A 23,602-nucleotide genomic window follows, 5' to 3' on the forward strand; every position below is an offset into this window, starting at 1 on the left:
AGTGAATGCGAAGCCGGTCGTCGCGCATCAACGCGGCCGAGCGAGCTGTGCGGTCAGAAGATTACCTTCAAGCCAGCAAAGATCCATGTGTCGAACGAAGTGGGGGGACAAAGCCTTTCGAACTGTATGTCCGCTTTTTTGACATAGAGATCAAATTGAGCGCGGCGGCACGCCGGGGACAACCATGAAGCCCCAATGGCGCGGGACGTGATACTCGTCTGCTTCGAGGCACACTGTCGAACATGTTGCCTCGACCTGACGGAGGGGAAATGACCTCCAGCCCTCCCAGTTCATCGGCGGCGGTTCACACCGCCGTCAAATGGGGTGCAAGATCTGAATGCGACACTTTATTTTACATGCCGTTAGGGCGCGGACCAAATAGCGCTTGTGCGATCTTCTCCAATTCGAACGGCTTTTCGTTCAATAAAAATCCCTTGAACGACGCGGGCACGATGGAAGGATCATATCCGGTAGCAAAGATGAATGCGATATTGAGCTCCTGTAGTCTCTCCGCAACTGGGAACACCAGTTCTCCGTCGAGATATATATCGAGAATAGCAACATCTATCTTCTCGTCATCAATCAGTTCCAGAGCAACGTCAACACGACCGGTGGGGCCAATGACGGTCGCTCCCAACTTCTTGAGCTGGCGGCGCGTTTCGTCGGCCAGCAAATACTCATCTTCAACGATGAGTACCCGCTTGCCCGCAAACATCTTGCTGTAGCTGCGAACCATGATATCGCTTCCACGTCAGGACCAAGACGACCTACAAACTCCTTGCCTGACTGTACAGTGTTTTGAACCGCCTCGGCCTCCATTTCCTCCCAACTTCCAGGGCTAGGGAAGGTTGCCTCAAAACCTGCATTTATCAGTAAGTAGCCGGCGGTACCGCCTGCGCTGCTTCGCACCAATGGTGACGACACCGGCGAAACTGGTCCAGAGCATGCGGCGAATGCTGGCCGAGGCGTTTTGAACATCCTCGGACGTGTAACTGAAGTCAATTGCAATAGTGCGCGGCCGCCGATCCCAGCACGGTCATTCACCCGTTGAACGAGATCTCCGTTTTGAGACGGTGGGCAATTCAAGAAGGATCGCCCTTGATTCAGGAACCGCGGCGAGACAGTCTGTCTGGAAGATCTTGCGCTGCTGGCGAACCAAAAGCCTTGGGTTTTCGCGCCTGAAGCCGAGCGTGATCTGCGCGGCATTTTATCCGCACGGTATCGGTTCGATATTTATCTCCATTCAGGAACAAATCCCGCTCATGAGGGTTCGACCGCCGGAGGGAAGTCAACGCCGGTCCCTCCTGGCTCGCAAATCCGCTGGCGAGCCGCCTCCTGAGGCGCGTCATGAATTCAAAGGCCGCTGGGCTGGATTGGATTCATGGCGCGTCTGGCGGGAGACGCCAATCGCGATCGTGCGGTCAGCGGCTTTTCTTCAGACTATTGGGATTGATCCAGGGCATGGGGCGAGGGCTGACCGGGCCGTTGTGGCTCATGTCGATGAAAGAAAAGGGCTCCCGCGACAAGTACACAGCCGATAAGCACCGCCAATATGATATAGGCAATCAGAGCACCGAATTTTCCCTTTTCGAAGACGGCCATGACTGCACTTCCCTGTGCTAGAAACCAGCGTTTCACATCCAAACCTCCTTCCGACTCGAAAGTTCCTTTTTCAAATCAGGCTTTGCGGATGTCGGAGATTTGCAACAGTCGAACATCTCCCCAAATCGATACCGGCGAGGGTGCGCCAGTATCCCATCGGTTGCTCGGTCGTGAACTCCGGCCGCCAAATTTTAGTTGCCTGGGAACATCGCCGCAGGCCGACTGTTTGGCGCAGGATCGAGATGTTGGAGGAACCGATGAAAGCACTGACCTGGCACGGCAAGCATGACATACGGTGCGAGAGTGTTCCCGATCCTCGGTTAGACGATGAACGCGACATCATCATAAAGGTAACCGCGTGCGCCATCTGCGGTTCCGACCTCCATCTCTATGATGGCGTGATGCCCGCCATGGAAAGCGGTGATATCATGGGCCATGAAACCATGGGGGAAGTCGTCGAGGTCGGCAAAGGGGTCTCACGATTGGCCGTCGGAGACCGCGTGGTCGTTCCCTTCACGATCGCCTGCGGCGAATGCTTCTTTTGCCAGCGCGGCTTCTTCTCAGGTTGCGAGCGGACAAATCCCGATCGTTCGAAGGTAACGAAGCTTTGGGGAAATTCGCCAGCCGGCCTGTTCGGCTATTCTCACCTCCTTGGCGGCTACAGCGGCGGTCAGGCCGAATATTTGCGCGTTCCCCATGGCGACGTCGGGCCAGCCAAGGTTCCAAATGGGCTGGATGACGAACAGGTGCTGTTTCTCTCCGATATCTTCCCGACCGGTTATATGGCGGCGGAATTCTGCAGTATTCAGCAAGGCGATACGATCGCGATCTGGGGATGTGGCCCGGTAGGTCAAATGGCCATTCGATCGGCTTTCCTGCTAGGTGCTGAACGCGTTATCGCCATCGATACCGTTCCAGCGCGTCTTTTGCTGGCTGAAGCTGGCGGCGCCGAGACGGTCAATTTCCTGGAAGAAGATGTCTATGACCGCATCATGGAAATGACCCGAGGACGTGGTGCCGATGCATGTATTGACGCGGTGGGAACCGAGGCCGAGGCTTCCGCCAGTTGGGATTCCAGATGGGATCGCATCAAGGTGGCGACCTTCATGGGTACGGACCGGCCCCACGTCTTGCGCCAGGCCATCCATTGTTGCCGCAACTTCGGCACCGTATCGATCGTCGGCGTTTATGGCGGATATCTCGACAAGATTCCAATGGGATCGGCGATCAATAGAGGCCTGACCTTTAAGATGGCGCAGACGCCGGTGCAACATTACCTGCCCATGTTGATGGAACGTATCGAAAAGGGCGAAATCGATCCTTCCTTCGTCGTTACCCACCGCGGGACCCTCGAAGATGGGCCCGACCTTTACAAGCTTTTTCGCGACAAACAGGACGGTTGCGTGAAAGTCGTGCTCAAACCTTGAGAAGGAGCAGGCTTATGGCCAAGCGAGCTTTGGAAAAAGGACTGGCTGTCATCACTGGCGCCTCTAGCGGCATCGGTTATGAACTGGCGGCCTGCGCCGCCGCGGAAGGTTACAATCTCATCGTGGCGGCCGACGAGAGCGAGATCGAAACCGCGGCCGCGCAGCTCAGAAAGTTTGGCGGCGAGGTGCAAGCGGTGCAGACCGATCTTTCGACACCATCCGGGGTCGACACGCTTTTGGCGAACATCGCCGCGACCGGTCGGCCCGTCGATTTGCTCATGGCAAATGCCGGACAGGGGTTGGGCCGGCAATTTCTCGATCAAGACTTTACCCGCGTCAGAAAGGTCATTGATACCAATATCGTCGGAACCGTGTATCTGATCCAGCACATCGGAAATCAGATGAGAAGCCGCGGCAATGGCCGCATTCTGCTGACCGGCTCGATTGCCGGGTTCCTGCCAGGCGCTTACCAGGCGATCTACAATGGAACCAAGGCCTTTATCAATAGCTTCTCCTTCGCTCTGCGCGAAGAATTGAAAGGTACCGGCGTGTCGGTCAGTTGCCTGATGCCTGGGGCAACGGACACGAATTTCTTCAAGCGGGCCGGCTTGATGGACACGGAAATTGGCCACGCCAAGAAGGATAATCCCGCGGAAGTCGCCCGGATCGGCTTCGATGCGATGATGGACGGTGAAGCGGATGTCGTGAGCGGCTGGAAGAACAAGCTGCAAGCCGCGGTGGCGAACATAACACCGGCCAGCATCTTGGCGCACCAGCATGCAAAAACAGCCCGCCCGGGCTCGGCCGAAAATTAATCAGCGTCCATGAGGTCCGACAAGCAAGCGAGGTATTCGTAATGGCCAAGTCGAACAATAACCCACGCGGAAAAAAGAGGGGAGATCCCACTCAGGACGCCAAAGGTCAGTATCGAAAGCTGTTGCATGGCAGTCAGAGTGACGGTGTCGCGAGTGCCAAGCCAAGGGTCATTACCGGTTCCAGCGATGCAACCGTAAACAAGACCCCACCAGGATCGACAGAACCCGAAAAGGACTGGGATCTCAATTATGATCCGCGTGACATGAACGAGGGCAAATATCGCGGCTGAATTCCTGTTTGCTGGATGATGGCGGGATGAAAACCTGGCTGCATTTGTGCATCGACATGCAATGCATGTTCTTTGAACCAACACCCTGGCAGGTGCCCTGGATGGCCCGCACGCTGGATCAGGTTGTGGAGGTGGTGGGGCGATTTCCCGAGCGGACGATTTTCACGCGCTTCATGCCACCAACACAGCCGGACATCATGCCAGGCAAATGGCGGACCTATTACGAGAAATGGGACATGATGACCGCCAGCAAGCTGCCTCAAGAGTTGATGGACGTGCTTCCAGTCTTTCGAGCCTTGACGCCGCCGGCGCGCATATTTGACAAATTCACCTATTCGCCGTGGGTGGATGGTCGTCTCCATGAGATATTGTCCCGTCAAGGCGTCGACACTCTGGTCATAAGCGGGGGAGAGACGGACGTCTGCGTCCTGGCCGCGGTACTTGGCGCCATCGATCTCGGTTATGGCGTTATCATCCTGAGGGATGCCGTCTGCAGTGGTGATGACGATGCGCACGACGCAGCGCTTACGCTGTTTGAAAGGCGATTTTCGGTACAGGCCAAAATTGTGACGGTCGAAGAGTTTCTGTCTGCGGAATGATAACGGCGATGGTTAGCTCGCCCCCCGCGCATGAGCCAGCGTAAATACAGAAGGATCTCCCATGATCGATCGCCGACCGGATTCATTGAGGGCCTGGTCCATTCGGGAACTCCGCGGCTCCGGCGCAGTTGGATGTCGGTATCTGTGAAAGGGCTCTCCGATGACAAAAGAGGACATCAGAAAGGCTGCCTATGCCAGGTGGGAAATGGAAGGAAAGCCGAATGGGCAGGAATTGCGCCATTGGTTGGATGCGGAACGTGAGCTAAGGGCCCGTGACGAAGATCTCCCGAAAACATCGTCTGATGACCATCATGCCGGCGTGGTGCCGGAGTCGGAGGATGAAACCCGCCCAGCTCCCACGTCGTCGGATGCCATTCCCTCACAAGAAGCCAAGCCAGGGAGATTCAAGCCAGGAGAGCTTGCCTCCGAGAACAAGTGAGATGGCTTACTTCTTCTAATCGGTCGAACGCTTGACCGTGCTTCGCGCCAACGAGAGGAGCCTTGATGCGCGTTCTTTTCATGTTTACGGCCTGTCTCGTCGGGCTAATCGGCATCACCCTTGCGTGCCTTGGCGCATGGCTATTCATACTCGGCGGCACTTCCTATTATCTGATAGCTGGTATCATCCTTTTGTGTATTGCGGTGCTGTTGTCCAGGGGAAGCGTCTTCGGTCCATGGCTTTACACGTTATTGCTGATCGGGACGCTGGCATGGGCTCTGACCGAATCCGTTTTTGATGGCTGGGCGCTTATCCCGAGACTGGTCGCTCCGGCGGTTCTTGGCTTATGGATCTGGTCCCCTTGGATTGCCGGTCGCATCGAGCGCTTGGCAAGGGCAAGAATGATCCTCGTCACCAATCTCGTTTTTTCATTGGCGATCCTGATCTTCGTCTTTGGCTCTGGTTATCGGATCAGCGAAGCCAGGACCATCAGTTTCGGCGATCCCGCCCGCTGGAAGGTCATGGATGGAGCTCACAGCGATGCTGGTTCAGCAGGCGATTGGGCCTACTACGGAGGCACGCCAGCGGGAGACCGGTATTCGTCTCTCGACAAAATCACGCCTGACAATGTCAATCTCTTGCAACAGGCTTGGTCGTTTTCGACGGGCGACAAGCCGAGGCCGGGTGAGAATTCCAAAGGCAGGGAGTTCAGCTTTGAAGCGACCCCGATAAAGGTTGAAAATAGCCTTTATTTCTGCACGCCGCATCGCGAGGTTATCGCGCTCGATGCAACGACGGGACAGCTGAAATGGCGTTATGATCCGGGCGGCGACATGTCGCACAATGTCTATCAAGCTTGCCGCGGGGTTTCATATTACGACGCCTCGTCCGTGGCATCCGCGGGACCATGCGCGCACCGCATAATCTCGACGGCATCGGATCTTCCAAGGCTGTTCGAACTTGATGCCGATACGGGCAAGCCCTGCGAACAGTTCGGTGAGCGGGGGACGGTCGATTTGCGCGATCACATGGGGCCGGTCCCGCCAGGGTTTCATTTCATTTCGTCGCCGCCGCTTGTCCTGAACGGGCGTATAGTTCTGGGAGGATGGGTCTATGACAATCAGACCGTCGGCGAGCCTTCGGGCGTGATACGCGCCTTTGACGCAAACACGGGGCGACTTGCATGGTCTTGGGACATGGGGAAGAATCCCGCTAACAGGCCGTTGGGTGCAGATGAAACCTATACACGTGGAACGCCGAACGGCTGGGGCGTCTATACGGCCGATCCAAAGCTCAATCTCGTCTTCGTGCCCCTAGGTAACGCAACTCCGGACTATTTCGGAGGGCAGCGCAGATCTTTCGACGACCACTACTCAAGCTCGCTGGTGGCGCTGGACCTTACCACCGGGCAGGAGAGGTGGCATTTTCAAACCGTGCATCATGATCTCTGGGACTTCGATCTTCCCGTGGGGCCATCGCTTGTCGATCTCCCCGACGATAGGGGCGGCAGTATCCCGGCGCTTGTTCAAACCAGCAAACAAGGCCAGCTTTTTCTTCTTGACCGCCGCGATGGCCATCCTTTGGCCCAGGTCGACGAGCGGCCGGTACCGCCGGGCGATATACCGGGCGAACGCTATTCGCCCACACAACCCTTCTCGACCGGCATGCCGCAATTGCTCGCGCCCAAGCTTCGCGAAGCGGATATGTGGGGTGCAACTCCCATCGATCAGCTTCTCTGCCGGATCTCCTTTCGGCGGATGCGGGACGACGGTTTGTTTACGCCGCCAGGATTGAAACCGACCATCGGCTGGCCAGCCTTCGACGGGACCTCCGATTGGTATGGCGCGACGGTCGATCCGGAACGCAAATTCTTGTTTATCAATACGACATTCATGCCGTTTCAACTGCAGATGCTGCCCTATGCGTCTGCTCTCGCCAAAGGGCTCTTCGCGCCATGGGGCGGATGGACGCAGCCATATCCGCAGCCTGACTTCCAAAATAATCCCGAGCATGGCACGCCTTTTTCCATTGTCGTCAAAGCTTGGCTCGGTGTGCTTGACATTCCTTGTACCCGCCCGCCTTGGGGTCAGATGCAGGCGATCGATTTGTTGACAAGAAAGGTCGCATGGCAGCATCCCCTTGGAACGACAGAGGATATGGGGCCGTTTGGACTGCGCCTGCCCTTTGGTCTGCCCACGGGAATATTCAGCATGGGCGGGAGTGTTGCGACACGTAGCGGCTTGATCTTCATCGCCGCAACGACGGATCAATATATCCGCGCGCTCGATGGCAAGACGGGAAAGGTCGTCTGGCAGTTTCACCTGCCGGCAGGTGGAAACGCCACCCCCTTGACCTATCTCGGCTCGGACGGAAGACAATATGTCGTCGTTGCAGCTGGTGGGCACGGCGGCTTGCAGTCGCGCAACGGTGACGACATCGTGGCATTTACGTTGCCGCATCGCTAGGTCAGGAAGCAATTTTCCGTTCAGGGCGGTGCTGACAGCATTTTTCCAGGAATGAGACGGGAACCAATCTTCAGGCCGTCCGTTCGGGAGGAGACCAATGAAGATCTCAAGAAGAAGCCAGAGGAGAAACATCACGCGCAAAAGACCGGCACATCGGCGCGCTGCTTCAAAATGATCTTTTCTCAAAATGTTGGAGGACTCCAAATGGCATCCGAGAAGACTTTGAATGATCTCTTTCTGGAAACATTGAAAGACATCTACTATGCCGAGAAGCAGATTCTAAGGGCATTGCCAAAGATGGCACGCGCGGCACAGGCCGAGGAGGGCAAACAAGGTTTCCTTCATCACCGCGACGAAACCCAGGGCCACGTGGAACGCTTGGAGCAGGTATTCGAGCTGCTTGGAAAGCCAGTGCGCGGAAAGACCTGCGAAGCAATCCAGGGCATTATCGCCGAAGCCGACGAGATCATCGAGGAATTCAAGGGCACGCCGGCGCTCGATGCCGGTCTTATCTCTTCGGCGCAGGCCGTCGAGCACTACGAAATTGCCCGCTACGGCACGCTTATTGAATGGGCCAAGCAACTCGGTCTGAAGGACGCCGTCACTCTCCTGCAGCAGACGCTGGAGGAAGAAAAGGCGACGGATCAGAAACTAACGAAACTCGCCGAGACGGCGGCCAATGCGAAGGCCAGAAAGGCCGCATGAAACATGGTTGCCTTTGATCTTTGGTGCGTTGCGGAAGCAGCGCACCGTCAGGGGACGCCCCGGTCACGAATATGCTTCGTGCGACAGCGTTGAAGGGAGCTTGTCGGTTTCGATATCATGCCGACCCATGGGCCGGTAAGTTAGAGGTGTCATGTCAAACCGCCGACCCCATCTTGCGCGACTTGCCGCGCATATAGAGACCATCGCCGCCGGAGAGATGGCCGAGCAATATGGCGCGTTATGCTTTCGGCATCGCGACGATAATTCGCGTGAAGTGCTGCTTATCACCACACGGGAGACCAAACGATGGATGATCCCGAAGGGATGGCCGATTAAAGGGCTTGATGGTGGTCAGGTGGCGCGACGCGAAGCCTGGGAAGAGGCAGGCGTCAAGGGCAAGGTCAAAAAGGGGATATTCGGATATTTCACATATTTGAAGATGCTGGCTGACAGGCAGACGATACCGTCAGTGGTCGAAGTTCACCTGCTTGAGGTCCGAAAACAATGTGGAAAGTTTCCTGAAAGTGGGCAGCGGACAATCGAATGGATGATGCCGGAAGAGGCAGCCCGCCGTGTGCGCGAACCTGAACTGAAGGGACTATTGATGCGCTTTGTGCTGGAGGAAACAAGGCCTACGGAGACGGATTAAGCAATAGCCGTGGGCATCGTCTTGCAATTTCACCGTGGGCCAATCTAATACGCCTTGGTTCAGGCCGGGGTCGAATCCTTCTCCTCCTCATCGCGACCAATCGCAAGCTTGCGCCACTTCTTGGCAGTTTTCGTGGCGGCGCCATGGCCTGGCGGCATCGTCAATCATCGCCTTTTTGTTTCAGTGCGTCGGATACGCGACGCTTGCGTGGATGATCGATATTTTCGCCGTGGGCATCGCGCGCTTTTTCACCGCCATCCTTGGCCGGTAGGTATCCAGCTGGCTTTGATCCAGCCGGTCCTTCCCATCGCGGCGATTGATCCGTCGTTCCTGGCGCGCCTTCACGAGGTTGCTGATGTTTCATAGCGGGGCCTCCTCTGGGATGTATTTTGCGGCGATAGCGCCAAAGACGATCCGCCTTGGTCTTAAAAACTGCCGGTATCCCGCATTGTTCCAGGCAAACGGGATGGAATGCACCATCTACGGCCGACACTACAGATGGTGGAACTTTCAACCCCGGTTTTCGTTTGACCCCATTGCGAGGGCGAATTCAGGGGAATTCCGTGGCGCAGATCTTTACGGCATCGGCTGATACGAGGCTGCGCGCATCTCTGCTCGTTGCCGCCATCCTGATATTCCTGATCGTCCTGTTTGTCGGCGGATACGCGAGTTCCAGCTATGGCACCCTGGTCGGCTGGGTGCAGGATCAGCCGGTTCCCTTCAGCCATGAGCATCACGTCGGAGGTCTCGGTATCGACTGTCGGTATTGTCACACCTCCGTCGAGACAAGCGCCCGCGCAGGACTGCCGGCGACACATATCTGCATGAGCTGCCACTCGCAAATCTGGACCGGTGCCAGCATGCTGGCGCCGGTCCGACACAGCCTCGCGGCCAACGTGCCGCTCACATGGAACCGCGTCAGCCGGTTGCCCGACTATGTCTACTTCAACCATTCGATTCATGTCGCTCGCGGCGTTGCCTGCGTGACGTGCCACGGGCAGGTTGATCGGATGCCGTTGATGTCGCGCGCGCAGCCCTTCCAGATGCAGTGGTGCCTGGATTGCCACCGAAATCCGGCGCCCAATCTGCGCCCGCCCGATCAGGTGACGCGCATGGACTGGTCCGACTGGGACGCCAATCCCGAGCAGCACAAGGATTTCGGCGCGCAGGTGGTGAAAGCCTATGGCATCGAACCTAGGAAACTCATCCAATGCAACATCTGTCACAGGTGATCCGATGATAGATCGTCCGGTTCAAAAAGACACGGTCCACGAGCGGCTGATCGGCAAGACGGGGAGGCATTTCTGGCGGGCACTGGAGGAGCTCGCCGATACGGAGGAGTTTCATCGGTTCTCCAGGCGTGAATTTCCGATGATGCACAGAGGCGGTATCACCTTCGACCGCCGTACCCTCCTCAAGATCATGGCGGCATCGCTTGCGCTATCAGGCCTTTCGGCCTGCAAGGGCGAGGAGGACGAGGAGGCGCTCCCATACGTCCAGGCGCCCGAGCGCGTGAGCGTCGGCGTCGCCAAGTGGTTTGCCACAGCCGCGACCTTTGGCGGCTACGCGCAGCCTACCCTCGGCAAGACCTTCACCGGCAGACCGGTCAAGCTGGAAGGCAATCCCGATCATCCCGTATGCGGCGGGGCCACCGATGCTTTCACGCAGGCCTCACTCCTCGGGCTTTACGATCCCGGTCGCTCGCAAACGCCGCTGCACCTGGGCAAGCCCGCCGATTGGAACGCATTCGATGCCGAGATGGCGGCGAAAGCTGATGAACTGGACAAGACTGGAGGGGAAGGGTTTCGGCTGCTGACCGCACCTTTTAGTTCGCCGACCTTGCGCCGCCAGATCGAGGCGATGATGCAGCGGTGGCCAAGGGCACGGTGGCATATCTGCGATCCATTGCCTGAGACCGGCCGATGGAACGCCACGCAGCACATTTTCGGTCGCCCGCTGGAGTTTCAGCCAGCATTCGCCGCCGCCGAAACCATCGTCAGTCTCGACGACGATTTCCTCGGCCCTGGTCCTCGGCAGACGTCATATGCCCGTGCCTTCGCTGATCGCCGGCGGTTGCGCCAACACATGCAAGGGGCGAGCAGGCTCTTCGTGGCCGAACCGACACCTTCGGCCACTGGGGCGGTTGCGGATATGCACCTCGTTGCATCGCATTCGGGAATGGATCGCCTGCTGCGCGCCATAGGCGCGCGGATTGGTCTCAAGGGCGTGGGGGATGTCAGCCTCGCTGATCACGAGCGACAATGGGTGATCGGCGCCTCAACCGCTCTCCAGGCATCTAAGGCCAATGCCTTGGTGCTGGTCGGCGTCCATCATGGAGACGATCTTCAGGCGCTTGCCTTGCTGATCAATGAGAGATTGGGAAGTCTCGGAAACACGCTTCACTTCTCCGAGCCGGTCAATGCCCAAGCGCCGGACGGCCCGCGATCGCTCGACGTGCTCGTAACCGACATGAACGACGGCAAGGTGTCGACACTGACGGTTATCGGTAGCGATCCCGCCTATTTTGCGCCGGGCGATCTCGCGTTTCGCGATGCTTTGCAGAAGGTGAAGCTCCGCGTTCACGCCGGGCTCTATGTCGATGAAACGGCTTCTCTTTCGCATTGGCATGTGCCGCTTCAACATGATCTTGAAAGCTGGAGTGACGCGCGTGCTGTGGACGGCAGCGTGACATTGATCCAGCCATTGGTCCGGCCGTTTTATGCGGTGCGCGCAGCGCATGTCGTGCTTGAAGCAATGATGGGCCGCGCATTGAGCGATAGGGATCTGGTGCAGCAGACCTGGCGCGCGGCCTGGGATGGAGAGTTCGACGAGCGCTGGCGCGACGCGCTTTATCGCGGCTTCGTTTCGGATAGTGCCGCACCGTCGCTCATCCCGACCATTCTGGACCGCGCCGTCCCGCCGGCTGCGCCGGACGCCCCTTCCGGCCTGTCCCTAGTCATTCGTCCGGATGCCGGCGTCTGGGACGGTACCCTCTCGGAGAATGCCTGGGCGCAGGAGACGCCACGGCCTCTGACCAAGATCACATGGGGCAACGTGATCCTCATCAGCCCGCAACTTGCATCTGAACGGAAGCTGGAAAATGGCGCCGAGGTCAAATTGACGGCGGGGGACGCTTCCATTCACGGGCCTGTCTGGATCATGCCAGGTCAGGAAGCCAATACAATCGCCATCACGCTCGGTTATGGACGCAAGCTGAAGGATTCGATCGCGGATGGTCTTGGCTATGACGCCTACGGCCTGCGGCGATCGGCAACACCTTGGCATATAGCCGGCGTCACCATCGAGCCGACGGACAAAATGCTGCAGGTGGCAACGACACAATTACACCAGGCGATCGACGGCTTCGACTTCATCCGGACGGTCGAAGTCGGGCAGCTTGATCCACACTCCCGGCCGGATCAAAAGCAAAAGCCGCCATCGCTCTATCCGGACAGGCCGATATCGGATCCCTCCTGGGGCATGTCGATCGATCTCGATCTTTGCATCGGCTGCAATGCCTGCGTGACCGCCTGCCAGGCTGAAAACAACATTCCGGTGGTCGGCAAGGAACTTGTTGCCGAAGGGCGGCAAATGCATTGGCTGCGGATCGATCATTACCATGAAGGCGATGCCACGGCGCCGAAGTCCTATTTTCAGCCGGTCCCCTGCATGCATTGCGAGCAGGCGCCTTGCGAGATGGGCTGCCCTGTCAATGCCGCGGTCCATAGCATCGATGGCTTGAACCTGCAGATCTATAATCGCTGCATCGGCACACGCACTTGCTCGTCCTACTGTCCCTATAAGGTGCGCCGTTTCAACTGGTTCGACTTCACGGGCGACGATGCCGAGCAGATCCAGGCCATGCGCAATCCGGATGTAACGGTGCGCAGCCGCGGTGTCATGGAAAAATGCACCTACTGCGTCCAGCGCATCGCTGAGGCACGGATCGTAGCCGACAAGGAGGGCCAGCCGATGCACGATGGCGAGATCGTTACAGCCTGCCAGCAAGTTTGCCCGACGCAGGCAATTACTTTCGGCAATGTCGCGGACCCCAATTCTGGTGTCAGTCGACTCAAGGCAGGTTTGCGTGACTATAGCCTGCTCGAGGAAGCAAACACCCGGCCCCGAACAACCTATCTCGCCCGGATCGAAGATCCGTCCCTTGCAAAGACGGAGGCAGCGGGATGAGCGGGAAAATTCGCGATCAGGACGCCGCGGCCGCGGAGCGGATCACGCGGATCCCGTTGAAATATCCGGCACCCGTCGCATGGTGGATATGCTTCGCATTTTCCCTGCTGCTGCTTTTATCCTTTGTGGTTTCGGCGACGGTGCTTCTCATTTCGGGCGTCGGCGTCTGGGGCAACAATATTCCCGTCAATTGGGGTCTGGCGATCGCCAACTACATCTGGTTCCTGGGCGTCGGGCACGCCGGGACGTTGATCTCGGCAATGTTGCTTCTATTGGGTGCCCACTGGCGCAATTCGCTCAACCGCTTCGCCGAAGCGATGACGCTGTTTGCCGTCATTTGCGCCGGGCTATATCCCATCCTGCATCTTGGCCGGCCATGGTTCTTCTACTGGATCGCGCCCTATCCCAATACGATGACGATTTCGCCGCAGTTCAAGAGCCCGCTGAGCTGGGATTTCTTCGCCGTCCTGACCTATCTCACTGTTTCCATACTGTTTTGGTATATCGGCATTATCCCGGATCTAGCGGCGGTACGCGACCGCGCCAGGCGACGCTGGCAGCAGGTGATTTACGGGCTCGCGGCGCTCGGCTGGCGGGGATCCGCCCGGCACTGGGCACGCTGGAACCAGGCCTACAGGCTGACGGCAGCGATTGCCGTTCCGCTGGTGGTCTCGGTTCATTCGGAAATTTCGCTTCTCTTCGCCGCCGGTCCGATACCGGGCTGGACCTCTACGGTCTTCCCGCCCTATTTCGTGCTTGGGGCGGCCTTTTCCGGTTTCGCCGTCGTCGCCATGATCGCGGTCGTGCTGCGCCACGCCCTCGGTCTTGGCATGCTGGTCACCGACCGCCATCTCGACCTGCTCGGACGCTTCCTGCTCGCAACCGGCCTGATGACGGCCTACGGTTATGTCGCGGAAGTGTTCGACAGCCTTTACGGCGGTGAATTGCAGGAGGTGGGAACGCTGATGGACCGGCTGGCCGGCGCCTATGCCTTCAGCTATTGGAGCGCCGTCATTTTGAATTTCCTACCGCTGCAGCTGTTATGGTTCGAAAGCGTCAGACGCCAGCCGCCCATGCTCTTCCTGATCGGCTTGTCCGTCACGATCGGCATGTGGTTCGAGCGTTACATGTTGCTGACGACATCGCTATATCGCGACTATCTGGTTTCCTCCTGGGGCCAATATCATCCGAGCGTTTGGGAATGGGGCCTTTATGCCGGAATGCTCGGCGTCTTCCTGACACCGTTCCTTCTCTTCGTGCGCTTCCTGCCTGTGATCTCCACGTTTGAAGTGGAGGAGGCCTTACGCGAGACGGGGGATTTGAGGCATGCGTGAGCCGCGTCCTGGAGGAGATCTGTTCGGGCTGCTGGCCGAATTCGACAGGCCAGAGCGACTGATCGAGGCGGTGAAACGCGCGCGCAAGGCGGGCTTTACCGCCATGGAGGCATATTCTCCGTATCCGGTCGAAGAACTGACGGAGGCGCTCGGCTTCGAGGAGAACATCATTCCGTGGCTGACTTTGGCCGGCGGTCTCTTCGGCGCGGTGCTCGGCTACGGGCTGCAACTCTACGCCAACTACGCCTATCCGATCGAAATCGGCGGTCGGCCCCTCTTTGCCTGGCAGTCCTTCATGCTCATCACCTTCGAACTCACGGTTCTTTTTGCCGTACTTTCAGCAATTTTCGGCATGCTGCTTCTGAACCGCTTGCCGCGACTGCATCACCCGCTATTCGACATCGAGGCGTTTCAGCTCGGGCAGTCCGACAAGTTCTTTCTCATCATTCTGAGTAACGACCAGCGCTTCCATGCGAAGCGCACACGCGCCTTTCTCGGCATGCTCGAGCCAATCAGCGTGGACGCCGTCGAGCATACGGAGCAACCGGAATGAGGTGCGGTCTTCTCATTCTTGCGCCGATGCTTCTGCTTGCCGGCTGCGATGACATGAACCATCAGCCGCGCTATGATTCCTATGAAAAGAGCCGGCTCTTTGCCGATGGCAAAGCCCTGCAGGCGCCGCCGGATGGAACGGTCGCGCGGGACGATCTTCAGAATGCGCGGGCGCTTGCCGATCGTCCAGCGATGAATATCGAGCTTCTCCAGCGCGGGCAGCAGGAATTCGGCATCTATTGCACGCCTTGTCATGACAACGCCGGCTACGGCAATGGCACGGTGCCGGCGCGAGGCTTTCCCCATCCGCCGAGTTTTCACATCGACCGACTGCGACAGGCGCCATCCCGTTATTTCGTCGAGGTGATCTCCAAGGGCCACGGCGTGATGTATTCCTATGCGGACCGCGTTTCTCCAGGGGATCGCTGGGCGATCGCAGCCTATATCCGGGCGCTACAGCTAAGTCAGGGCGCCAGTGTCGCGAGCCTGCCGCCGGAGGATCAGGCGCAGCTGAAGAGGACGGGATCATGAGCCGGGTCGAAGCCCTGCCGACCCGCTTGCTGGCGCTGAGCGGCGTGATCTTCTGCCTCGCGGCTCTTTCCCTGGCGCTCGTCGCGCCCGCGTCTGCCTTGCTCGGTTGGCTTTCGGCGCTGGTCTTCGTAAGCGCGCTCCCGCTGGGTGCGCTTTGTCTGGTCATGATGATGCGCATAATTCCCGGAATCTGGCGGCACGATCTCGATCATGCGGCGAGATCGTCGCTGTCGCTGCTGCCGCTCGTGCTGATCGCCTGGCTGCCGATCCTGTTCGGCCTGTCATCCGTCTATGAATGGGTTCGGCAGCCTCCAGTGGAACCGTTCAAGGCGATCTACCTGACGCCGTTATTCTTTGACCTCAGAACCCTCTTCATTCTCGCCGCCGCTTATCTGCTTGCGCAGGCACTGTTGCGCAGCCAATCTCGATCGATTGCGATCAGCGGACTCATCGGTTTCATCCTCCTGCAGGAAATCCTTGCGACCGATTGGCTGATGTCGCTCGATCCCCACTTTCATTCCTCCGGTTTCGCGCTCTATGTACTCGCCGGCCAGATGCTGACCGCGCTTGCCTTGCTGGTGCTCATGAGCCTGGGGGAGGGTGGTGTCGCCAAGCCGAGCGTTGTCGGTTCGCTGTTGATCACCGCCATCCTCTGTTGGGCCTATTTGGCGTTCATGCAATATTTCATCATCTGGTCGGGCAATCTTGCTCAAGGCGCCCTCTGGTTTCAGCGCCGTGGTACGGGCATTTGGTCGTTGGTCGAGGTCTCGATTACCTTCCTGCATCTGACGGCACTGTTCCTTCTATTCTTTCCACCGATCCGCCGATCCAGACGGTGGTTGGTGGGTCTGGTATCGATCATCCTCGCCGGGCGGTTGCTGGAATACGCCTGGCTCGTCCTGCCGAGGCTGACAGCGCATCTGGGCTACGCCATCACAGCCTATGGCTTGTCGCTTGCCGGTCTCGCGCAGATCACGCTTGCCATTCTTTCCCGCGCGAGCAAGGTCGCGCGCCGGCTGGCGGCGACCGCGACGGCGGAGGTTTCATGATGGCTGCCTCGCTTTCCAGGAAGCCGCGGCGGCAGAAAGCGTCGCCACTATTCGAACCGAAGGATGTCTCTCCTCGGCTGGTGCTCTGGGTGACGCTTGGCCTCTTCCTCGGCATGGGTCTTTCGGTTCTCCTTGTCTTTGGCATTTTGTGGTGGATTGCGCCGAACGCCGCGCCGCCACGGACGAAGTTCGGGTCTAGGCAGGCGGAGCTAGGCCCACGCCTCGAAGTGTCACCATCCGCCAATCGCGAGCTGCTTCAGCGGCAGGCGGAACAGCGTCTTCAGGGTTACGGCTGGATCGATCGCCAAGTCGGGGCGGCGCATATTCCGATCGACAGGGCCATGGTCATCCTGGCGGCGCGCGGCTGGCCGGATCACGATGAACGGGAGGAAGCGCGATGAGGACGGCCGCATTCACGCTGGCTCTTGCCTTGCTTGTCTGCGCCGGCGAGGCACGCGCAGCCGCCTTCGATCCATTCTCGGTGACCGGAATCGATCAGAAGCCGGATGCCTTCATCCCCCTCGATCTGCCTTTCCATGATGAGGCCGATCGCGTCGTGACCCTTCGCCAGCTTGGGGGCGGCAAGCCGATCGTGCTGGCGCCCGTCCTGCATAATTGTCCCAATATCTGTGGTGTCACCTTGTCGGGGCTGATGGAGGCGATAGAGGGACAGTCATTTCGGCCGGCTACCGATTTTACAATTGTCGCCTTTGGCATAGATGCAGGCGAGGGTCCCAAAGAGGCTTCGGCTTCGCTCAAACAGCTGAAGCGCCGCTTTCCCTCACTCACAAACGACGGCGTGCATGCGCTGACGGGCGAGGTGGCCGCCATTCATAGCGTCACCGATGCTCTCGGCTATCGTTATGCCTGGGATCCCGACATTGGCCAATATGCCCACGATGCCGCTGTCGCCGTCTTAACACCGGACGGGCGGTTAAGCCGGTGGCTCTACGGACTTGCGCCGACCAGCGGAGACCTGAAACTTGCGCTCACCGAGGCCGGTGAGGGGCGCATCGGTAGCTGGCAGGACCAGCTTTTGTTGCTGTGCTATCATTATGATCCGCTTACCGGGCGATATTCGTCCCTTATTCTGATTGCGCTTCGTGTCGCATGCGGCCTCGTCGCGATCCTCGGCATCGGTGTGCTTGTCATCTTGCTCCTTCGCGAGTGCCGTTCGAAAGATGCCGGAAGGAGGCTGCCGTGAATTTCATTCCGCTCTGGCCCTCCGGCGCGTCCGCTTACAGTCATCAGATCGATTTGCTCGTCATTGCCTTCACCGTGCTGATCGTGGCGCTGTCGGCGCCGGTGTTCGTCCTGCTCCTCATCTTCATCGTCAAATATCGGCGGGGCAAGGAGGCCGATCGCAGGCATGCGCCGAACCGCAACATTCCCCTGGAGCTTTCCTGGACCATCGTCCCGTTTCTTGCCTTGCTCGGCTTTTATGTCTGGTCGACGGATCTCTTCGCCAGGCTTTATCATCCGCCTGCCGACGCCATGCAGATCGACGTCGTTGCCAAGCAATGGATGTGGAAATTCCAGCATCCCGAAGGACAGGCCGAAATCAACGAACTGCATGTACCGTCCGGTCAGCCGGTCAAGCTCACAATGGCGTCGCAGGATGTCATTCATAGCCTCTTCATCCCGGCCCTGCGCATCAAGCAGGATGTCGTGCCTGGGCGATATACGTCGAGTTGGTTCGTGGCCGACAAGCCAGGCACCTATCGCATTGCCTGCTCGCAATATTGCGGCAGCAATCATTCCGAGATGACCGGCAGTTTTATCGTCATGAACCCCACCGACTATGCCAAATGGCTGTCCCTGTCCTCGAATGACGTGAGCCTCGCCGCGGAAGGGGCGACACTCTTTCGCAGCCGTGGCTGTAGCGGCTGTCACGATCCGGGGGCGTCGGTGCGAGCGCCTTCACTGGTTGGCATCTATGGCAATCCAGTGCCGCTTCAATCTGGAGAGATCGTCACTGCGGACGATCAATATATTCGCGACAGTATCCTGCTGCCGCAATCGCAGGTCGTTGCCGGCTATCAGCCGATAATGCCGACCTTTCAGAACCTTCTGAGCGAGGAGGATGTCATGAAGCTCGTCGCCTATGTCAAATCACTAGGGCAGGCGGGGGGCACACAATGACCGATGTCGCTGATCCCAAGCTTGAAGAGGCCAATGTCGGCGGAGGCGGCTCAACGGAAACCACGGCGCAGCGTGTCAGCTACCTGCGCGCCGGACATAGTCTCAAGTCTTGGCTGCTGACGACGGACCACAAGCGCATCGGTGTTCTCTATACACTCTCCATCACGTTTTTCTTCTTCATCGGTGCGGCCGCGGCCGCGCTGATCCGGCTCGATCTGCTGACGCCGGCAGGAGACCTTCTGACCAATGAAGGCTATAATCGCGCCTTCACGATCCATGGCGTCGTCATGGTCTGGTTCTTTCTCATTCCATCCATCCCCAACACCTTCGGCAATTTCCTGATCCCGTTGATGATCGGCGCCAAGGATCTCGCCTTTCCCAAGCTGAACCTGCTGAGCTGGTATATCTACATGCTCGCCGGACTGTTTACGGTATTCATCCTGATCGCGGGCGGCGTCGATACGGGATGGACGTTCTATACGCCGCTTTCGACAATGTATGCCAATGGCAACGTGATCCTGGCCGCAACCGCGGTGTTCATTGTCGGCTTTTCCTCGATCCTTACGGGGTTGAACTTCATCGTCACGGTTCATACCCTGCGTTGTCCCGGCATGACCTGGGGCAGACTGCCGCTTTTCGTCTGGTCGCTCTATGCGACATCGCTGATCCTGGTACTGGCGACACCGGTGCTGGCGATCACGCTCGTGCTCATCTCGCTGGAACGGCTGTTCGGTCTCGGTATATTCAACCCCGCGATTGGCGGCGATCCGCTGCTATTCCAGCATCTCTTCTGGTTTTACAGCCATCCGGCCGTCTACATCATGGTCTTGCCCGCGCTTGGGGTCGTCAGCGAACTTGTCGCGGCTGGTGCCCATAAACCCATCTTTGGCTATCAGTTCGTGGCCGGCTCTTCGATCGCGATCGCGGCCCTCGGTTTCTTCGTTTGGGGCCACCACATGTTCGTTTCGGGGCAATCGCTTTATGCAAGTGCCGCATTTTCCTTTCTCAGCATCGCGGTGGCGATCCCCTCCGGCGTGAAAGTTTATAACTGGACGGCAACGCTGTTCAAAGGTCACATCTCGCTCGATCCGCCGTTTCTCTTCGCCATGACCTTCATCGGCCTTTTCGTCTTCGGCGGATTGACCGGGCTGATGCTGGCGATGCTTGCAATCGACGTCCACGTGCACGACACCTATTTCGTGATCGCGCATTTCCACTACATCATGGTCGGAGGAACGATATCGGCCTTCTTCGGCGCGCTGCATTATTGGTGGCCGAAGATCGTCGGGCGCATGTATTCCCTGGCCTGGGGGCGGGTCACTGCGATCTTCTTTTTCATTGGATTCAACCTGACATTCTTTCCGCAATTTCTGCTCGGCTATCTTGGCATGCCGAGGCGCTATCATGTCTATCCGCCGGAATTTCAGGTGCTGAACGTCGTTTCAACCGGCGGCGCCGCCGTTCTTGGGATCGCCTACCTCATGCCATTGATTTATCTGATCTATTCGATGCGCTATGGCAAGCCGGCACCCAACGACCCATGGGATGCGACCGGACTGGAATGGACGACGCCATCGCCGCCGCCGAAGCATAATTTCGAAACGCTGCCAGTCGTCGATCGCCCGCCTTACGACTATGAGATCGAGATGAGGGACGAGCATGTCTGACGCAAGGCCCTCCGTCGCCGAGCCATTCACGGATCCCCTCCAGCAGCATCGTGCCGCGATGATGGGGATGTACGTCTTTCTCGGTAGTGAAATCATGCTCTTCGGCGGCTTGTTCTGCATTGCCGCCGCCGTGCGTCTGGCGCATGCGCCCGAGATTGTCCGCGCCTCCCATGCATTACATTCCGGTATCGGCGGAATAAACACGGCGATCTTGCTGACCTCAAGCCTTTTTGTCGCCCTGGGCGTGGAGAGCGCCAAGGAGGGCCGCGCCAAAATCGCGTCCGGCTGGCTCGTTGGCGCCGCTGCCCTCGGCTTGGTGTTCCTTGTGATGAAAGCCTACGAGTATTGGATGGAGTTTACAGAAGGGTTGCTTCCGATAGAGGGCGTGCATTCCCGCTATGTGGACGACGTTCAGCATCTTTTCATGAACCTCTATCTCATCGCCACCAGCCTGCATGCGGTGCATCTGTCGATCGGCATCGTGCTTTTGATCGCGCTATCGTTTCGCTTGACGCTCGGCTCGATCAAGCTACCGGAGCGGGCGATCGTTCTCGTCACCGTTGGCCTCTATTGGCACCTGGTCGATGTGATCTGGGTGTTCCTCTATCCTGTGTTCTATCTTGCAAGGTGAACCTTAGATGCCGCGCCTCGTAAATCCTCTCGTCGTTATCTGGGCAATCTTGCTGGTTTTGCTAAGTGCCACTATCGCGGCAAGCTTCGTGCTGAGCGGGCCGGTGGGCCTCGTCGTCAGCCTTTCGATCGCGGCGATCAAATCCGCGATGATCTATTGGCGCTATATGCATCTGAACGAGGAGACGCCGCTTAACCGCATTGCCGCGCTTGCCGCCGGTCTCTGGCTGCTGATCCTGCTCGGCTTTCTCGGCGTCGATTACTGGACCCGCGCGCTCGTCTAGCCACATGCGAGCCCTCTCGGGCAAAAAACGCGCAACGTTCGCCGGCGGATCATCACGCGCGATCGTGGCAAGCGATGGAGATATGCGCGCCCGTGAAAAAACCTCTTCGGAACATTGTCGGCCGGGTAGGGTTCTACCCTGGTCGACGAGAGATGCCGAACGGACAAGCATGCGTTAGTAGCTCGCGAGGAGACCACATGGACCACCACTCAGATGCACGCCGTCGCATGATGATTTTCGTCGTGACGATTTTCGTTCTTGCCTGCCTCATCGCTGTCTATTTTGCCTTTGCACTTCATCCCGGCGAGCCGGTTCCGCCGACCGCGGGGGCGGTGTCGTCCCAGGTCAAATGACGGCGGCGTAATGATGTGTGCACGTGCGAAAAGCGGCAGGTAAATCAGCATCGCCTGATCGAGACGGGGCGCCTGATTTCCTGGTCATCCTGTCGAGGATGTGTGCCCAACGATTTTAGACCGCGCCGGCGATGCCGTTGGCCCCGGAGGCGAACACCGAAGGTCCTCGTCAACGGGAGGTGAGGCGCAAGATCGCATCAAGGGTCTGCTTCGGTGCTTCCTGGGGAATGAAATGGCCGATCGCGTCGAGAACGACGCGTTCATATTGTGCCGTGAAATACTGGTCCTTGCCAGCCGAGGTATCAACGAGATTACACCCGTCGGAAGCGCCGTGCAGTACCAGGGTCGCAACTTGGATCGCCGGGTTTTCGGCAAGCCTGCTCGACATCCTCGTGCTCGGGGGCGCCGGGTGTCTCTTCCCAACGCTGCAGATAGGCATGAATGCTGATCGGCGCCCAATCGTCGTTCTGAAGCGAGGGTGCCATCTCGTCGAAATCCTGCCATTTCGTCTGCCAATCGGGAGACCAGGTCGCCCAGAGAAATCTGGCAAGGCGGAGCCGGTCTTTGTCCATTGCCTCCTGTCCCTGCTTGAGTGCAACTACCCACTCGTACCAATATGCCTTTGCCAGGTCGTAGCTTATCTCCTTGATGGGCTGGGAGGTAGCGTAACCCGCAGCCATTGCCACCAGGCCGCGCAGACGCGCGGGAAAGAGTGCCGCCACGCCATAACCGGCACGCGCACCCCAATCATAACCGCAGATCACCACGTCACTCAGGTCGAGCGCTTCGAGGAATTCGGCTAGGTCCTCGGTTAGCGCCGCGACCGCGCCACTCCTCATCGTGTCTGCCGAGAGAAAGGTCGTAGGACCGGTGCCGCGCAGATATGGAGCAATGACGCGATGACCGCCATCCACTAAAGCAGGAACGATCTTATCCCAACACCGGACATCGTCGGGCCAACCATGGACAAGCACGAGGGGCTTCCCGCGCGGGTCACCGGCTTCCTCATAGGCGATATCGAGATCGCGTGTTCTAATATGTTTCGTCATCGGCATGTCCATGATCGATTAATCACTTCCTTGGCCTCAGGCGCGTGGCGGACGAAATGGTCACACGACTAACCATAGCGCATGCCTATTGTTCCAAGGCTGATGGTCGGGTCAGACAGCTGGAATGCGGGATTATGAAAGGGCGAGGGAGGCGAAAGCCTTGTTGGCGTGGAACGCGGTATTGAGCCGAGCAGCAGCTCAATGGGAGGCTTCCAGGATCGCTCAAACCCGCTTTGGAATTTGATCGGAACATTTGGTCATTGCTCCGGTTAGGGAGCTCATTACCCGATCAAAGCGGTGAAAGGATTGCTGTGATGCAGATCAGCAGTTTCAAGGACATGTATCTCGCCGAGCTTCAGGAGCTTGTCAGTGTCGAAAGTCAACTCGCCGATTCGTTGCTGCGAATGGCTGAGGTCGCAGCACATCCGTCATTAAAGGATGCACTGGTCCACCATCGCGCGCAAACCGAGGTGCAAAAGGACCGCCTCGTGTCACTCCTGCAGAAGCATGGAGCCGCCCCGGCAGCCCATACGGATCAGGCAATGCAGGCTCTGATCCATGAGACCGAAAAAATGGCTTCCATGCTGAAGGGAAATGACCTGCGTGATGCTGGTCTCATCGCTTCCGCTCAGAGGCTCGAACATTACGAGATCGCGGCATACGGCACGGCCGCCGCTCTGGCCGGCCAGCTGGACCTGCGGGAGGATCAGGAGGTGCTGCACCGGAACCTCGAAGAGGAGAAGCAGACGGACATCCTGCTGACCCGATTGGCCAAAGGCGAAATAAATCGAGATGCGCTGCCGTCTGACTGACGGACCACTATCGTGACTAT

25 protein-coding genes are annotated in these 23,602 nt (G+C 58.3%); 22 read left to right on the top strand and 3 right to left on the bottom strand.

Features of this window, described 5'->3' with window-relative positions; all coding sequences use genetic code 11:
- Nucleotides 1–352: 352 nt before the first annotated feature.
- Entirely contained in the window at nucleotides 353–736 is a 384-nt protein-coding gene (locus tag AC13RC_RS07050) for a response regulator (RefSeq protein WP_186449568.1), read from the bottom strand.
- A 1,123-nt stretch (nucleotides 737–1,859) separates the two neighbouring features.
- On the opposite strand from AC13RC_RS07050, the gene AC13RC_RS07055 reads away from it, so the two are divergent.
- The 8 genes from AC13RC_RS07055 to AC13RC_RS07090 all read left to right on the top strand — a co-directional run bounded on the left by AC13RC_RS07055 (nucleotide 1,860) and on the right by AC13RC_RS07090 (nucleotide 8,991).
- Complete coding sequence (locus tag AC13RC_RS07055) at nucleotides 1,860–3,029, top strand: zinc-dependent alcohol dehydrogenase (protein WP_162749380.1); 1,170 nt, start codon at nucleotides 1,860–1,862, stop codon at nucleotides 3,027–3,029.
- A gap of 14 nt (nucleotides 3,030–3,043) precedes the next feature.
- Nucleotides 3,044–3,844 carry an SDR family NAD(P)-dependent oxidoreductase gene (locus tag AC13RC_RS07060; protein WP_113388621.1) on the top strand — a complete coding sequence of 267 codons (801 nt, stop codon included), beginning with the start codon at nucleotides 3,044–3,046 and terminating at the stop codon, nucleotides 3,842–3,844.
- Between the two features lie 41 nt (nucleotides 3,845–3,885).
- Complete coding sequence (locus AC13RC_RS07065; protein ID WP_113388622.1) at nucleotides 3,886–4,134, top strand: hypothetical protein; 249 nt, start codon at nucleotides 3,886–3,888, stop codon at nucleotides 4,132–4,134.
- A gap of 26 nt (nucleotides 4,135–4,160) precedes the next feature.
- Nucleotides 4,161–4,733 carry a cysteine hydrolase family protein gene (locus AC13RC_RS07070; protein ID WP_113388623.1) on the top strand — a complete coding sequence of 191 codons (573 nt, stop codon included), beginning with the start codon at nucleotides 4,161–4,163 and terminating at the stop codon, nucleotides 4,731–4,733.
- 160 nt (nucleotides 4,734–4,893) lie between these two features.
- The gene (locus AC13RC_RS07075; protein WP_113388624.1) at nucleotides 4,894–5,172 is read left to right on the top strand and encodes a DUF2934 domain-containing protein; all 279 of its coding nucleotides are present in this window, start codon (nucleotides 4,894–4,896) and stop codon (nucleotides 5,170–5,172) included.
- Between the two features lie 65 nt (nucleotides 5,173–5,237).
- Nucleotides 5,238–7,637: a membrane-bound PQQ-dependent dehydrogenase, glucose/quinate/shikimate family gene (locus AC13RC_RS07080; RefSeq protein ID WP_488556816.1), complete on the top strand. Its 2,400-nt coding sequence runs from the start codon at nucleotides 5,238–5,240 to the stop codon at nucleotides 7,635–7,637.
- A gap of 204 nt (nucleotides 7,638–7,841) precedes the next feature.
- Nucleotides 7,842–8,342, top strand: a complete 501-nt coding sequence (locus AC13RC_RS07085; protein WP_113388682.1) for a YciE/YciF ferroxidase family protein — start codon at nucleotides 7,842–7,844, stop codon at nucleotides 8,340–8,342.
- Between the two features lie 217 nt (nucleotides 8,343–8,559).
- Entirely contained in the window at nucleotides 8,560–8,991 is a 432-nt protein-coding gene (locus AC13RC_RS07090; protein ID WP_488556817.1) for an NUDIX hydrolase, read from the top strand.
- 160 nt (nucleotides 8,992–9,151) lie between these two features.
- Here the strand turns inward: AC13RC_RS07090 and AC13RC_RS07095 are convergent, their stop codons facing one another.
- Nucleotides 9,152–9,355: a hypothetical protein gene (locus AC13RC_RS07095; RefSeq protein WP_069614275.1), complete on the bottom strand. Its 204-nt coding sequence runs from the start codon at nucleotides 9,353–9,355 to the stop codon at nucleotides 9,152–9,154.
- A 199-nt stretch (nucleotides 9,356–9,554) separates the two neighbouring features.
- On the opposite strand from AC13RC_RS07095, the gene AC13RC_RS07100 reads away from it, so the two are divergent.
- From AC13RC_RS07100 to AC13RC_RS07160, 13 genes are all read left to right on the top strand, one after another.
- Nucleotides 9,555–10,223: a cytochrome c3 family protein gene (locus tag AC13RC_RS07100; RefSeq protein WP_368518504.1), complete on the top strand. Its 669-nt coding sequence runs from the start codon at nucleotides 9,555–9,557 to the stop codon at nucleotides 10,221–10,223.
- Between the two features lie 4 nt (nucleotides 10,224–10,227).
- Complete coding sequence (locus AC13RC_RS07105; protein WP_488556818.1) at nucleotides 10,228–13,179, top strand: TAT-variant-translocated molybdopterin oxidoreductase; 2,952 nt, start codon at nucleotides 10,228–10,230, stop codon at nucleotides 13,177–13,179.
- Nucleotides 13,176–14,513: an NrfD/PsrC family molybdoenzyme membrane anchor subunit gene (gene nrfD / locus AC13RC_RS07110; protein WP_152094090.1), complete on the top strand. Its 1,338-nt coding sequence runs from the start codon at nucleotides 13,176–13,178 to the stop codon at nucleotides 14,511–14,513. Before AC13RC_RS07105 ends, nrfD begins: the two co-directional genes overlap by 4 nt.
- Nucleotides 14,506–15,066 (top strand): DUF3341 domain-containing protein, encoded by a 561-nt coding sequence (locus tag AC13RC_RS07115; protein ID WP_488556819.1) that lies wholly within the window; start codon nucleotides 14,506–14,508, stop codon nucleotides 15,064–15,066. The genes nrfD and AC13RC_RS07115 overlap by 8 nt, the downstream gene beginning before the upstream one ends.
- On the top strand, nucleotides 15,063–15,596 hold the full coding sequence (locus AC13RC_RS07120) for a c-type cytochrome (protein WP_113353076.1): 534 nt from the start codon (nucleotides 15,063–15,065) through the stop codon (nucleotides 15,594–15,596). Before AC13RC_RS07115 ends, AC13RC_RS07120 begins: the two co-directional genes overlap by 4 nt.
- Nucleotides 15,593–16,645: a hypothetical protein gene (locus AC13RC_RS07125; RefSeq protein ID WP_113396537.1), complete on the top strand. Its 1,053-nt coding sequence runs from the start codon at nucleotides 15,593–15,595 to the stop codon at nucleotides 16,643–16,645. The genes AC13RC_RS07120 and AC13RC_RS07125 overlap by 4 nt, the downstream gene beginning before the upstream one ends.
- A complete protein-coding gene (locus AC13RC_RS07130; protein ID WP_113401656.1) occupies nucleotides 16,642–17,046 on the top strand; it encodes a hypothetical protein in 405 nt (134 codons plus the stop codon). The genes AC13RC_RS07125 and AC13RC_RS07130 overlap by 4 nt, the downstream gene beginning before the upstream one ends.
- Nucleotides 17,043–17,849: an SCO family protein gene (locus tag AC13RC_RS07135; protein WP_113388631.1), complete on the top strand. Its 807-nt coding sequence runs from the start codon at nucleotides 17,043–17,045 to the stop codon at nucleotides 17,847–17,849. The genes AC13RC_RS07130 and AC13RC_RS07135 overlap by 4 nt, the downstream gene beginning before the upstream one ends.
- Nucleotides 17,846–18,787, top strand: a complete 942-nt coding sequence (gene coxB / locus AC13RC_RS07140) for a cytochrome c oxidase subunit II (RefSeq protein ID WP_488556820.1) — start codon at nucleotides 17,846–17,848, stop codon at nucleotides 18,785–18,787. Before AC13RC_RS07135 ends, coxB begins: the two co-directional genes overlap by 4 nt.
- Nucleotides 18,784–20,454, top strand: a complete 1,671-nt coding sequence (locus AC13RC_RS07145; RefSeq protein WP_183811319.1) for a cbb3-type cytochrome c oxidase subunit I — start codon at nucleotides 18,784–18,786, stop codon at nucleotides 20,452–20,454. Before coxB ends, AC13RC_RS07145 begins: the two co-directional genes overlap by 4 nt.
- A complete protein-coding gene (locus AC13RC_RS07150) occupies nucleotides 20,447–21,085 on the top strand; it encodes a cytochrome c oxidase subunit 3 (RefSeq protein WP_113421078.1) in 639 nt (212 codons plus the stop codon). Before AC13RC_RS07145 ends, AC13RC_RS07150 begins: the two co-directional genes overlap by 8 nt.
- 7 nt (nucleotides 21,086–21,092) lie before the next feature.
- Entirely contained in the window at nucleotides 21,093–21,368 is a 276-nt protein-coding gene (locus tag AC13RC_RS07155; RefSeq protein WP_113388635.1) for a cytochrome C oxidase subunit IV family protein, read from the top strand.
- 197 nt (nucleotides 21,369–21,565) lie between these two features.
- Nucleotides 21,566–21,721, top strand: a complete 156-nt coding sequence (locus AC13RC_RS07160; RefSeq protein WP_156090772.1) for a hypothetical protein — start codon at nucleotides 21,566–21,568, stop codon at nucleotides 21,719–21,721.
- A 311-nt stretch (nucleotides 21,722–22,032) separates the two neighbouring features.
- Here AC13RC_RS07160 and AC13RC_RS07165 read toward each other — a convergent pair whose 3' ends face one another.
- Entirely contained in the window at nucleotides 22,033–22,770 is a 738-nt protein-coding gene (locus AC13RC_RS07165) for an alpha/beta fold hydrolase (RefSeq protein ID WP_488556821.1), read from the bottom strand.
- 233 nt (nucleotides 22,771–23,003) lie between these two features.
- Here AC13RC_RS07165 and AC13RC_RS07170 point away from each other — a divergent pair, with 233 nt between their 5' ends.
- Entirely contained in the window at nucleotides 23,004–23,582 is a 579-nt protein-coding gene (locus AC13RC_RS07170; RefSeq protein WP_488556822.1) for a YciE/YciF ferroxidase family protein, read from the top strand.
- Nucleotides 23,583–23,602: the final 20 nt, after the last annotated feature.

It is taken from the genome of Martinezella sp. CNPSo 3890 (assembly GCF_057784455.1).